This is a genomic window from Chromobacterium fluminis, assembly GCF_011602385.1.
Lineage (GTDB): Bacteria > Pseudomonadota > Gammaproteobacteria > Burkholderiales > Chromobacteriaceae > Chromobacterium > Chromobacterium fluminis.
The window spans coordinates 1-13,553 of record NZ_JAAOMA010000031.1; the positions used below are offsets into that span (position 1 = coordinate 1).

Genomic DNA, 13,553 nt, shown 5'->3' on the forward strand with positions numbered 1-13,553 from the left:
TTCGCAAACTTGGTAAATACGGAAGCTGTTGCGTTGTTGGTTGCCGGCTCAAAACCATGATTGTACATGCTTTCAGTTAAATTTTAGCAAACATGAAAGCGCAAACTTGTTGCGTAGGGCGAGCACTTCGTTTTGTTGCGCTCTGCCCCCCGGCGCTACGCAACACTTTTTCTAGAGTTCCGCCGTTACCTGTTCCCTTTTGTTGCGTTGCTCCTTTGTAGTAGCGCTCTCAGCGGCAGTTTCTTATCCTGATAGCGCCGCCGCTGCTCCCCATAAGCGTGGATCGCGTACATAGCAAGTGGTGATACGCATATGCCATCAGCACCCCTGTTATGCGTGCGGATGTATGTGATGTCAGTCACCCAGGCTTTATTCGGTGCCTCCACGGTGAACTGGCGCTGCAGGTGGTTCGGCGCCACCACTGCCGGGCGGCCACGGTAATGCCCCGGGCGTCGGTGGTAGTCCGTCTGCGAACGCAGCCCCTCCTGTTTCATCAATCGTGCCACACGATGTTTGCCGCAGCGCTCGCCCAGCGCCCGCAGGTCGTCATGCACTTTGCGGTAGCCATAGACACCGCCACTTTCTAGCCAGGCTTGTTTGATTTGCCCCAGTAAACGCTGGTCTTCGCGAGCGCGGAGTGAATGCGGGGACGCTTTCCAAGCGTAGTAGCCACTGGGATGCACCGACATGACACGACACAGGCGTCGGACTGGAAACAGCTGCTCGTAGGCCCGGATGAAGGCATACCTTACCCGGACTCCTTGGCAAAGTATGCGGCGGCCTTTTTTAGGATGTCGCGCTCCTCGGTGACCCGTTTCAGCTCTGCCTTGAGGCGGCGAATTTCGGCTTGCTGGTCATCTGATTCGGCCGGTTTGGCCTGCGTGGGGTCGTAGCGTTTCAGCCATTGATACAGGCTGTGGGCAGATACGCCGAGACGGCTGGCGACTTCGGCGACGGGATAGCCGCGTTCAGTGACCTGTTTGACGGCTTCAATCTTGAACTCTTCGGGGAAACGCTGCCTGCTCATGACATCTCCTTGTCGGGCCTAGTGTGAGGCTCTTGAGGTGTCTAGGAAAGGAGGGGCGATTCACTTGTCAGCATCTGCTGCTGGAGGAAACCTTACGTGCCGAAAGCCGGCTAGATTGGGTGACGGGAAAGATGATTGAGCAGTTTCAGTACTACGATGTGCACCACGATCTGAGTCAGGTTCTGCAGATGGGTTTGGGTGTGAGGCAAGTGCCCATGATCCCATTTCATGTCGTGCGGGGACCCGTGCCGGCCTTTGTGCGCAGGGAAGATGGAACTCCGTACCCTGTTCAGGAAATGCTTAGTATTGGACTGTGTGAGCCGTTGGCAGCGCTGGCCGAGCCTGCCTGCCGGTGTAGGTCCGGCAGCTAATGTGGTGTTTGTATCAGGTTTTTGACGGTTCAGAGTCGCCACAAAAAATAGATTGGGCACTTGAGCGCTTGCATCGTGCCATGGCCTGGTCGCCCAGTGGTCCCTGGATGGTTGAGCTCCACCCGAGAGGTCTGAAAATTATCCATATGTTAAACCATCCACGACGATTCCCTCCTTGGCGTTATCGTTATCCAAGTCTGGCGGTGCACCGTCATGCAGTTGCCGACCGAATCGATCGAATTGATGCACGCTTGGCGAGCTTTTGTAAACGATGAGAAAGCTCGGGCGGCCCAACTGATTATAGTGAAACTGATGTTGTTGGTCGCTGATAGCGTTGGCCAGCATCGGTTGTATTGCTGCACGTGAGCCCCTTGGCCCTGGTTGCCCATCACCTGTAACATGGGGATGCGTTGCCATGGCATAGTAATTACTGCGATGATATCACCCACATACCCTTTTCAGGAGGAAATTAAATAATGTAGTAAGGTGTGAATGCATAATTTTCAAACATGAGTATGGATTCTTTCAGACGCAAGCAAAATGGACTGGCTGAGCGGACTGGTATAGAAGGTTTTAAATTTGGCTTTCTAAGCATTAAATTAATTCATTAACATAATTTTTAATTAAACTGACGCTTGTTATGATGTGAAGCTAGTCAAGGTAAGGTTGGAGTAAGTCTTCTGCCCAGTTGATAAAAGCATTTAATCGTGGGGAGTGATGATGTTTCTTTGGATAAACAAACGAAATCTTCATGGGTTGTGCTCTCGCATGTGGCATGATTTCAACAAGCTCACCTGTTCGTAATAGATCCTGGACATCAAATTTGGGTATTTGAATAAGGCCAAGACCAGACAAACAACAGGCGATGTAGCTTTCCGCATTGTTAACAGTTACTTTGCTTGGCATGATCAGGGTATGAGCTTGATCTGATGAAACATATTCCCATGGTAGTTCAATTCCCGTGGTGGGTGATGCATATCCAACCGCAAGGTGATTCTGATGCAATATGTCAGTTGATTTGGGCATCCCATATTTATTTAAATACTCGGGGCTGCAACAATTAATTAGAAGCAAATGTCCAATTGGCTTGATTTCCAAGCTGCTGTCACATGAGTTTCCAACACGAATTGCGCAATCAACTCCATCTTGAAACAGATTAATAAAACGATCGGAAGATCCTAATGAAATGCTCAAGTTGGGGTACTGTTCAAATAAAATTGGAAGCGCTGGTGCGATTAGTCTTCTGGCTATCCTGGAGGGGGCTTCAATATTAAGGCGCCCTGAGACCTGTTGCTGATTGGTGCGAAATAAAGTATTAATTGTCTCTGCATTTTCCAGCAGTGTGCATACATGCTCAAGGAGCATGGCACCATCTGTAGTTAAGCTAACTCTTCTTGTGGTGCGATAAAATAGCTTAGTGCCGATGTTTGACTCAAGACTTTGAATGGCAATAGAAATTGTAGCCCTAGGCATGTTCAATATGTGAGCAGCCTTTGTAAAGCTACTCATCTCTGCAACTTTTGCGAATATTCGAAACTGGTCAAGAGTGTCCATGTGATTGTGGGTGTGGTTTGATGTGTTAGTTCGTTAAACGCTTTAATTTAAGTTGGCATGTAAGTTTTCAATTTGTCCTGAGGTTAACTTACTATAAATTTATTCCATTCTCCAAAGAACTATCGCGTGAGATATGATAACAGCCTACTGCTTGTATGTTCAGCTCTAGGTTTGACTTTGTCAACAATGTGATCTACCCCCGTCAGCGATACCAGCAATAATGAGGAGAGAGGCCCTAAGTTCGCATGGTGGTGGGACTGGTTGATCAATGCCTGAACGAGCATGTCTTTAGACTCTCTGGCGGAGGCCAGGCAGATCATCGCGGCATGGGGATACGATTGCAATCAGGTCCGCCCCCGCAGTTCGATTGGCCGAATACCTCCAGAGGAGTTTGCTGCGCGTTATCGATAGGAACAAGCAGCAGCCAATTCATCATGAAACCTGGCATTGAAGCTTTCGACGTAGCCATTCTGCATCGGCCGGCCCGTTTGAATCAAAATGTAACAGATGCCAAGGGCTTGCGCGGGCGTGTACTGAATTTTGTGTAAACGGACATTTGGCAGGAAACTGCTACCTAGTCTGGAGACACAATGAGCTCGAAGAAACACGACGTACCTGACGCACTACTGGACCGTTTGCTGGCCAACTACCAGAAACCAGAAGACCTCATCGGCGATAACGGCTTGCTCAAACAGCTCACCAAGCTGCTGGTCGAGAAAGCGCTGGATGCCGAGATGGCCGCACACCTCGGCCACAGCAAGCACGAGCCAGTACTCAACCCGGCGGGCAACACCCGGAACGGTAAGAGCAGTAAAACCCTCAAGGGCGAGTTCGGCGAATTACCTATCGAGGTGCCACGTGACCGCCAGGGCACTTTCGAGCCACAACTCATCCCCAAGCACCAAACCCGCTGGACCGGCTTCGACGACAAAGTCATCTCGCTTTACGCCCGGGGCATGACTGTTCGGGAAATCCAGGCCCATCTGGAAGAGATGTACGGTACCGAGATCTCACCCAGCCTGATTTCCTCCATCACCGATGCTGTCAGCGAAGAGGTCAAAGCTTGGCAGGCTCGCCCCCTGGATTCGCTCAACCCGATCATCTACCTCGACTGTATCCACGTGAAGGTGCGCGAGGGGGCTGTGCGCGTGAAGGCCGTCTATCTCGCCATCGGCGTTACCCTGGCTGGAGAGAAGGAGGTGCTGGGGATGTGGCTGGCTCAGACGGAGGGAGCCAAGTTCTGGCTTCAGGTTGTGACCGAGCTGCGTAACCGGGGTGTACAGGACATCTTTATTGCCTGCGTCGATGGCCTGAAGGGTTTCCCGGAGGCTATCGAGGCTGTCTTCCCGAAAGCAGCTGTGCAGTTGTGCATCGTGCACATGGTGCGGCACAGCCTGAACTACGTGTCGTGGAAGCGGCGTCCTGAAGTGGCCGCCGACCTGAAACAAATCTACCAATCGTCCACACTCGACGAGGCTGAGCAAAGGTTAGGAGAGTTCGAGGCAAAGTGGGATGGGGAGTATCTGCCAATTGGCCAGTCCTGGCGGCGAAACTGGGCCCGGCTGACACCATTCTTCGACTACCCACCGGAGATCAGGAAAGTGATCTACACCACCAACGCTATCGAGTCGGTGAATATGAGCCTGCGAAAGCTGAGCAAGAATCGGGGCTCGTTCCCGAGTGATGAGGCGTTGTTGAAACTGTTCTATCTGGCGCTGAGGAACATCAGTCAGAAGTGGACCATGCCGATTCGGTATTGGAAGGCAGCGCTGACCCGCTTTACCATTCAGTTCGAGGAACGTATTCCACAGGCCTAACCCAAATCCCGTTTACACAAAAATTCGGACAGGCCCGCTTGCGCTCAACGTACTCGAAATCTACCGCTTTTGCACTGCTTCGTCGTTAAAAAACCATCCGCTACTGTTGGACATTTCAGGCGCCGGCTATTGGGCAGCTGGCCGCTAACAAAATCCATGTTCCACACTTCATTCAACTGCATAGCCGCTAACTCACCGGTATCCAAAGCGGTAACGAGTCTCGGCGATATCGGCGATGCGCTCTGCCAGCCGATGCGTGAACGCACCGGTTTGCGGCGGATGCCGCCAGGCATCCCGGCAAAGCCCCACAAGTCGACAGGCACGCGTTCGGATAACACCAATTCGCTGGTCTGCATGGTGTAGATGGCCTGTCGTTTGGCCTGCGGGGCTAGCGCTTTTCCCCTAAGGCGACCTTGAGCCCTTCGATTTCGAGATGGGCTTCTACCAGCAACTTCTTCAGACTAGCGTTCTCAGCCTCGAGATCGCGGGCGCGCTGCAGCTCAGTGACATTCATACCACCATATTTGTTACGCCATTTGTAGAAGGTGGCCCCGGAGAAGCCTCCTTGGCGGCAGACTTCCTTGATGGCCACGTCAAGTTCGGCTTATTTGAGGGCGCCGATGATCTGCTCTTCGGTGGGTCTGCTCTGTTTCATATCCATCACTCTCCTTCAGTAGCGGGCTTTTCTCTAGTGTCGATTGGCATGTACAGAGGGGGTGGATAAGCAATACTCGCCAGTTATTAATACAGAATGCCACTGCTGAATTTAATTGATTACAATGCAGATATTGTACTCATGGAGTATTGTGTGATTAATTATATTTGCAATTGTTTGGGATATATAAACAAACTATTATTGTATTGATGGACAATAATTATCTTGCAACCGCATCGACCATAATCTAACAATGAATACGTGGCAGCTTTGTCATTGATGGTTGTGTGGCATCCGTTGTGTTAATTTATTGGCACCACTCTAAGTAGGGCTAAAAAGACCGCTCAAAAAACCTGAGCCAAAGTGCGTCGATACAGGCAATGCAAACTAGACTCATGCTGGGCCAGGTTTTTTGTTTGCGGGTCCATAAAATTCACTCCCATCAACACCCGCACTCCTCGTCGTGAGTGTTTTTAAAATTGACGCGTCTTGGTTGGTCACCGACGCGAAGGAGATGTCTCGTGGATCTGAAATTTGAGCTGAACTTTATTGATGATGAAGTTAGTGCTTGGTACCACAAGGCCGAGCTCACCGAATTCAAAACCGAGTCTGGCGGTAGTGTTGATATCAACAACAAGCTTGTGATGAGATTTTTGGCACCTGGGAGAATTGAGAAAGGGGATATCACAGCTACATTCATGCCCACGTGGCATGAATGGTTTCCCAGTATTGAGGTAGATGATATTGGTGATGGTGTTTTTGAGTACAAAATTACTCTGACACCGAAAACTGGCGACACATTTGAACATTCACTTAGTAAAGTTCATATCGGTGTGAATAAGTCTTCCGAGAAAGCTCCTGTATGGTCTGCTTTCCGCGACTCATTCGTTGCGGCAGCAGACGCTGAGCCTTCTGTTGAGGGAGAACTGGTCGTTACGTGTGCTTTCGCTCCATCAGGGCTTGAGGATGCAGAGATGGGGTTGCGTTGGCTTCGCGGCAGCAAATCTGAGCCTCTGTCGCTGACGTTTGGAGAGTCGAAGTCATTTCCGCTTCCCGCCGGGACCTATCAAATACATGCAGAAAGTGAATTGAAAGCAAAAAATGGCACTTTACGCTCGAAGGTAATGTTAAGTGACAAGGAAATAACGGTAAAGAAAGGACAGTCTACCAAGTTGGATATTAAATTCGGTTCGATTGAGCGTAGTTCTACGGTTGATGTTCTCCTAGATATTGGCGAGTACCCTGAATTGCGTGATGAAGAAATAAAGATGTACTTCAAGGAAGAGAAGGGAAGTCCAAATTATTTTTCGCTGCATTCCGGTGATGTCCAGCATATTGAAAACCTCCCACCCAAAGGTGCATTAATTATTCACGCAAACGATATCCGGCTGAACAATAAGCACTACAAGTTTAAAGATATCCCTATAAATCTAGCCAACGACTATCACAAGGTAATTTTTGACAAGAAGATTCTGCATGTGGAGGATGACTCGAAGGCCGACGCCTCACTCAATATTACAGTTTTGACCGAGAAATCTGTCAACAAATTTTTCACCTTGAATTTAATTGATGAGCATAATTCTGAGGCGCCGAGGCAATATAGGTTCAGCAACGTCCCCGCAAAAAATGGTGACTACAAACAAACTATTCAGCTCGCTGAAGGTAGTTATCGGGTGAAATCTGGCTCATTTGTCTATGAGGGGGTTGTTTATCACATTGATGTTAGTCCTAACCCTTTGCGTGTGGCAAGCAACGCGCCGGCACGCCTGGAAATTACTGTTGTCGAAGGGGCCAATCTGTTCGTGAAAGGCTTTCCCAAGTTTCTCAGTTTTGGTGGCTGCGCTGATATGGTGCCGAGTGATGTGGAGGATTTTGTCGAGGCTCGCATTTCCTCGCTGTTCAAGTATGCTGGAAACGATGGTGCTGGGGATGAGAACGTTTTCTTGGAGCGAGAAAAAGAACCAACATCCAGAGCTATCAAGTTGGCGCAAGGGGTATCTGCGAAACTGAAGGATTCAACACCTGTTCTTCCGGTTATGGTGTCGTACACTTGCAATTTTTCTGGAGGTGATGCCGTAGGTAAACTAGGCAATGAGAGTGCACACAAATTCAGTTTTGCAAACTTTATTCAGGCATTGAGTATGGCGGAAGACGAGTATCACGAAAAAGACCATCCCGTTCCTGCCGGATTTATTGTTAATCCTGACTTTCTAGGTGAGTGTCAAAAACATGGCTTTTTACCAGAGCAAGAAGTGAAGGTAAGAAAACCACTCGAAGAAGCACTTTCCTATCACAAGGGTCATCCAACGCACAAGGTAAGTAAAGCTGATATAGAGATACCTGATGACATTACCGACACTCTCAAAGGCTATATTAAGGCTGTAAACTGGTTGGCGCGTATTATCGCTCCCCATGTGGTCATTGGCTGGCAAGTCAATTTATGGGGGGTGGCAAGCTCGAGCTGGATTTACGGAGATACTGAGTACGCAGAAGTCTATGATCCACGGGGTGGTGGACTTAAAAAGCTCAAGATGACCATTAACCCTCAGTTGGCGGGTGAGTTGATCGCTAAATATGCGCTGTACTTAGGTGTTTTTGAGGATATCAAATTCACACGCAAAAACGGTTCACCCGAAGTAGCCGAAGGCGCGGATTTTATGGCTGTAGATCGTTATGAGGCAGACGATTTCACAGATCGGGGCTATGGCAATGGATATTGCTATTCACCTTATGAGTGGGATCGATTGTTCGAGTTTTGTGCCAGCCTAAGCCGTCACTTGCGTAAACCAGTCATGCCCTGGCAGATTCCAGCAAGCCATCTCGCCACGAAGATGGATAACGTTGCCCGTTTTAGCAAAGATCCCAGTGAACCATTTGAAAAACAACATTGGGGTAGTGGGGGCAGTTATCTGATGGGGCATCCGGAGATCGGTGCAGATGCCAATAAGATACATGATACGCTGCTTGCTGTTAAATTCACTGCGCACCCGGAAATGGGAGAAGATGCGAAGGCCTTGTTCTCCCGTCATAAGTGGGATCTGTCTAAGCCAAAATATTTGGATTTTCCCACATACGGTATTTTCCACGTGCAATTAGGAGGGGGGATGACCACTGGAGTCGTTAGCACTATTGGTGATCCTAGCGATTGGATGCGCAAACGCCTCCATGACTATCGCGATATGCCAGTAATGTTCGAACCAGATAAACCGGCTAATTTTTCCTAGTCGACTGAATCATGGGGGTTCTAAATTAATCGAGCAAGCTATTTGAAATGGGATATGGGTGCATCGGCTTGGAGTGATGCACCTATATCGCATGTTTTAAGGGATTTCCTGAATCGGCGTTAACTAGTGATTGGTTAGTTATCGGTTGGTCAAGTCATTACTTTGATACATTGGTTGGGCATTGCTTTATTTGACTTTGTTAAATGTATTTTGTGCTTTGGGGGTGTGCTGTTGGTTGTGGTAGCTAAGTGAAAGTGATTTTGGTTTTACTGTGATGTCATTAAGTAATTGAGTGGATATTAATGGATCGCCGCAATTACTCGTAGCGATCAAATTGAAGGTTTACTTAATTGGAAGGTTTGGTCATGAATATCTATGTTGGCGGGTTGCAGTGCGCAACTGGCCCAAATAAAGATTTTCCAGTCAGAAGCAAGCTGCAGAGTGTTGTTGAGTATGCTCAAGCATGCCTAAACGATTCATGTCGGGTTGTTATGAATGCTATTTCCATTGCCTTAAAAAATAAAGATCAGTCGTGCCCGCTCTTTTTTACGCTTCCTGAGTTTTTCTGGAATGTAAGGTGGTCTGATGTTTATGATATAAATGAAATCTCTCTGTTGTCTGATTTTTATCTCGACAAGCTTTCCGACAAGGTCGGTTTTATATTGAGAGGAATGCCTGTAGATGTTTTTGGTAAAGTTATTTTGTTGGCTGGAACTGTTGCCACTCTTATTAAAACAAAAGAAGGGCTCTATGAGCCAATCAATTATTGCCTTGTTGTCGATAACTTTAGTGATGTTGGAGGTGCTCCTTCTGCGGTGTCAGCATTGCCAAAAAGAAACACATCAACGATAGATTTTGGAAAGCCTGATGCTGTAGATGTTGATTACTACATTGCCAAACTATCCGATTCACTTCACATTCCTATTTTAAACAAGAGCATGGTTGCTTCAGAGCATAACTCAGCCGAAGGCTACGGAGAGCAACTAAATAACAAGCTTCTTGATGGTTGCCCATTCAGCATCGACATCTGTTTAGATTACGAGCGCTTGAATTTTGACGAGCAAAAGAAAAGTTTAATGAATGCCAATACCAAGATTGATTTCTTGTTGGCATGCGGCATGCCTATAAATGAAAAGCATCGATATCCCGACTCGGTTCAGTATGCGGTGCGTAATGATGGTGCCAGCGATGGAACGGTTGAGTTTTTTTCTGTATCGAAGAATCGCATTTTTCAGAAAATCACCCCAGAGAGCTTGATTTTCCCTGCCAATTTGGAGAAAAGCGCCCTTGTTATGGCGAAGTTGGAAATTCGATGAATATCAAATTGGGTAGCAAGTGTTCCTTCAATGGACAATGAAAATTTTGTCCTTTACACCAGCTTTCGCACGCGAAAATGTATGGAGCGACTCTTTAAGCTAGAACGGAAAAGTCGCTCGGATTCGGCAGGCGATGTATCACGGATGCGAGTGAATGGAACATTAATCGCGATACTCCCCCTTGTGCGCACGCTTGTAAATGAGTGTCTGCTTGAGCGCTATCGTCGAGAATGCGGCGTAGCTAAGTTGGTAATATTATAACTTTCAAAACAATTCGCACAGTTAATTATTTGATTGATTTTTCAAGATTGCTTATAGAGAGCGCTATGAAAAACTTTAAATTATGGTTGCTGCTTGTGGGAGTATTGGTGTCATATGGCTCCTTCGCCGGCAGCTCTATCTTGTTTACAGATGATAGTTATTTAAAGCGATGTGAAAATAATGCAAGCATATGCTCCTATGACAAGGGGCAGGCTATAAGAAACAAATTTTGGGTTTGGTCGCAATGTCTATATTCGCAACCCTATCACATAACTATCAAGAGTGGTAAAGGCGATTTGTTTTTGAAAATGAACGGCCGTGTGTGGGGGTTCGGATCAGAGCATACCAATCCGATTGTGGAATCGAGAGATCCTAGTGTGGTTGTTCCATTGGAGTGGCCAAATTGGACTGATATTGATATATCGCTCGCTACAGCAGGTATATATATATTGGAATTCAAGGTCGATGCAATTTATGCTGACGCGGGTAATAGGTTGTGTGAGGCGAATGTTTATAAATACGGCATTGAAATTAAGCCAACCATATCCAAGGTGAGGTTGGAAGTGAAGTTACCACAAGATCATGCAAAAGGGGGTGGAGCAGCTGGTCATGTGTCGATCCCATATGGGAATAGGTCTGCAATTAAGGTAATGGCAAATGCTTATGAAAATGAGATGGACTTAAACGAAAGCAATATGCGTTCTTGCAATATAAATGCAGGTACAAACTCAGAGAAAACCAAGCGAGAAAAGGATGGGGAGTACTTTAGTTATGCAATAGGCAACAAAGAGGCGACGGTTTTCCCTGAGTATGTGGAGAGGGGAAAGTCTGTTACCTTGAGTGGTACATGCGAATACTCGTTAAATGGGTATGTTAAAACAGTTCAGATTGAAAGTTTAACACTGACGCGAGAGACACCAAATTTTGGATCGCCGCGCTTGCAATGGAGTGATAGTGATCGTGTATTGAGGCAATTTGACTGGGCCCGTGGGGCGGGAGATGAGGCAAAGAACCTCAAAATAAAAGTGGTGTCAACACAGCTCAATCAAAAAAATTTGAGCTGGGACTATTGCCAGATTGCTGGGACAGGAGTAGATGGCCAGTCGTATTCCTTTTCGGAAAAGATTACCGCGCCGACCAGCGAAACTCAGAAACCTCTTGACGTGGAGAGGTTAGGAAAAGGGCAAACAGCTCCGGGGGGATCCGGTAAGAGCGGAAGTGCCACATTTTCGGGAACTTGCTACGAGGACGAGAAGCATTGGGATTATTATTCCCAGCCTCTTGATCCGATTGCACTGCAGCGGCTGGCGCCTCGAATTATCACGCAAATGGCGGTTAATCAAGGGGAGGTGAAGGGGAAACTTGCGAACAGCCCTCGTGAAGTTCACCCTGGCGAGGTCTTCTCTGTTGACGCAAGCGCTTCGCTTACCAATTTTTATCCCGGCGTCAAATTTTCGGTGGCTTTGTCAGACAATTCCTTGGCTGAGATTACAAGCTGCGAAAAATTTGGCATGAGAAGCAATAATATTTGCCTTCTGGCAATGCCGGCAACCAAAACGGAGAGCGGTAAGGTTACTGGACGGGCCGCCTCGAAAGACAAGGTCAAAGTAAAAAAACTACTGGCGGTTAAGATGAACGTGGAAAGCCAGGATCTTAACGATGTCAGCGATGTTATCACGCTTGCTTCGACGCAAATCGAAATCGTGCCGCAAATCACGGTTCGTGGTCGCTCTAATGCCCTTGATGTCAAGATTGGAGATCATTCGGTAAATGCCAAAAATATTGTGTTGCATCAGGGGCGTGAGCTGGAGGTTACGCTGTCGAATTACCGACTGATTGGTGACATGCCGGGAGGGCGGGAGAACGGCCAGACGAGCGGTGAACTGAAGGCGTTGACGGTGGCTTTGCCGCCAGAGCTGGATAAAACCGCCAGACCAAAATGGGCGATTGCCGCCGCGGCATTAACAGACGCCGATGCCGCGTGGACAGGGCACGACACGGCAACGAAGCTGAATTCGCAGGCAGTGAAGTATGGTGAGGATCAGCCCCTTAAGGTGATCGTTCCTATCAAGGTGACTGGAGATGCTACGAAAAAGGTGGAATTGAAAATTTCGGGTCAATATGGCACGCCCCAGGCGGAGGTATTGAACCCGCTAGGCTCCGATGAAACGATGGTGACGATTGATATTGGCGATAAATTACTGCCGGCAGATAAGGTATTTTCGATGAACGTCAACCAAGCGGAGGCGTTGCAGCTAAGTCACAACCCGCCAAATAATCTTAACTATGTCGAAGTTCACTTCAAGGCGGCTAAAGATGTTTCTGGTGTCGATTTGCGGGTGGATTTGCCAGAGGGACTTCAGCGCGGTGTCCACGGCGAGTTGCAGCTCCTGAAAAACAATGTGATCTTTAAGAGCGAGAATTGTCCTAATTCTTGCTTGGTCAATGAGTGGAGAAAATCGGGGGCGGTGGTCAGTAGTTTGTCCATGAGCAAGGACGACGCATTTAACCTGAAAATCCCAGTTGAGTTAACTGCCAGTGCGCTTGCGACGCTGCATCCGATAGCCATCGCCATTGAGCAAAATGACGAGAGAGTGAATCAGGATACGAAAGAGCGTGTGGTGGAGTGGAAAACCGCTAACTCGATGCTTGAGATGAGCAAGCCAGTGATCGTGAAGTCGCGGGAGCAGGTTGATGTGCATGAGATGGATCCTGAATTACAAGTCGCTGATGAGAATGGGAAAACCTTTAGAGCCGTGGTGGACGTGATGAACGTGGATGCGACGGACAAGGTAACATTGAAAGGTGGAAACCAGGAGTGGGAGATGAAAGCAGTTGCTGTCGATCATGCTCCTTCTAATCAGAAGCGCTATGAAGCAACAAATGTACCGATGTTGAAGAGGCTTTCGGATACTCTGACGGTCGTCGTGAAACCGGGTGGCGCCGATCCAGTATTAAAGCGGGTGGTTGCGGAAGAGGATGTGAATCGTGCGTTAACGTGCAGGGCAGTGGAGAGTGATTGTACGTTGATATGGCGAGGTGCAAGGGTGCCTTATTTCCACTCGGCTAAAGATAATGCGCTGGAATTTAATCTATCCAACCTAGGGAAAGAAACATGGTTTGACAAACTGTATCAGCTCTCTGTAAGGGCTGATCCATGGACTTCCGTGTCTTTGTTCTTACCCAAAAATTATACGCTACCATTGCTGAATGAGGATTCTGGAAATAAAACGCAGAGTTTTATGTTGGATGGGACGCTTCCACAGGAAGGTGATTTCCACTTTGATTATGTGCATTAATAATGTGAGTTGGGACGTGTCGGAATCCG

Annotated in this window: 8 protein-coding genes and 3 pseudogenes; 5 read left to right on the forward strand and 6 right to left on the reverse strand. The window is 47.9% G+C overall.

Annotated elements, in window-relative coordinates; translation table 11 throughout:
* Window positions 1–332 precede the first annotated feature (332 nt).
* The 3 genes and pseudogenes from HA052_RS18745 to HA052_RS18755 all read right to left on the reverse strand — a co-directional run.
* A pseudogene (locus HA052_RS18745) lies at window positions 333–1,027 on the reverse strand (IS3 family transposase); the annotation flags it as partial.
* A gap of 509 nt (window positions 1,028–1,536) precedes the next feature.
* Complete coding sequence (locus HA052_RS18750; protein ID WP_166453070.1) at window positions 1,537–1,743, reverse strand: hypothetical protein; 207 nt, start codon at window positions 1,741–1,743, stop codon at window positions 1,537–1,539.
* A 306-nt stretch (window positions 1,744–2,049) separates the two neighbouring features.
* Entirely contained in the window at window positions 2,050–2,952 is a 903-nt protein-coding gene (locus HA052_RS18755; protein ID WP_166453071.1) for a LysR family transcriptional regulator, read from the reverse strand.
* Window positions 2,953–3,215: 263 nt separating this feature from the next.
* Between HA052_RS18755 and HA052_RS18760 the strand changes: the two are divergent.
* Window positions 3,216–3,363, forward strand: a pseudogene (locus tag HA052_RS18760) (integrase core domain-containing protein); the annotation flags it as partial.
* A gap of 17 nt (window positions 3,364–3,380) precedes the next feature.
* Here the strand turns inward: HA052_RS18760 and HA052_RS28360 are convergent.
* Window positions 3,381–3,482: pseudogene (locus HA052_RS28360) on the reverse strand (integrase core domain-containing protein); the annotation flags it as partial.
* 60 nt (window positions 3,483–3,542) lie between these two features.
* Here HA052_RS28360 and HA052_RS18770 point away from each other — a divergent pair.
* Window positions 3,543–4,769 (forward strand): IS256 family transposase, encoded by a 1,227-nt coding sequence (locus HA052_RS18770; protein ID WP_166453074.1) that lies wholly within the window; start codon window positions 3,543–3,545, stop codon window positions 4,767–4,769.
* 44 nt (window positions 4,770–4,813) lie between these two features.
* Here the strand turns inward: HA052_RS18770 and HA052_RS18775 are convergent, their stop codons facing one another.
* Together HA052_RS18775 and HA052_RS18780 are read right to left on the reverse strand one after the other, a co-directional pair.
* Window positions 4,814–5,125 (reverse strand): hypothetical protein, encoded by a 312-nt coding sequence (locus HA052_RS18775; protein ID WP_166453075.1) that lies wholly within the window; start codon window positions 5,123–5,125, stop codon window positions 4,814–4,816.
* 32 nt (window positions 5,126–5,157) lie between these two features.
* Window positions 5,158–5,361, reverse strand: a complete 204-nt coding sequence (locus HA052_RS18780) for a transposase (RefSeq protein WP_166453076.1) — start codon at window positions 5,359–5,361, stop codon at window positions 5,158–5,160.
* 584 nt (window positions 5,362–5,945) lie between these two features.
* On the opposite strand from HA052_RS18780, the gene HA052_RS18785 reads away from it, so the two are divergent.
* The 3 genes from HA052_RS18785 to HA052_RS18795 all read left to right on the forward strand — a co-directional run bounded on the left by HA052_RS18785 (window position 5,946) and on the right by HA052_RS18795 (window position 13,524).
* A complete protein-coding gene (locus tag HA052_RS18785) occupies window positions 5,946–8,648 on the forward strand; it encodes a hypothetical protein (protein WP_166453077.1) in 2,703 nt (900 codons plus the stop codon).
* Between the two features lie 365 nt (window positions 8,649–9,013).
* The gene (locus HA052_RS18790) at window positions 9,014–9,964 is read left to right on the forward strand and encodes a hypothetical protein (protein ID WP_166453078.1); all 951 of its coding nucleotides are present in this window, start codon (window positions 9,014–9,016) and stop codon (window positions 9,962–9,964) included.
* A 326-nt stretch (window positions 9,965–10,290) separates the two neighbouring features.
* A complete protein-coding gene (locus tag HA052_RS18795; protein ID WP_166453079.1) occupies window positions 10,291–13,524 on the forward strand; it encodes a hypothetical protein in 3,234 nt (1,077 codons plus the stop codon).
* Window positions 13,525–13,553: the final 29 nt, after the last annotated feature.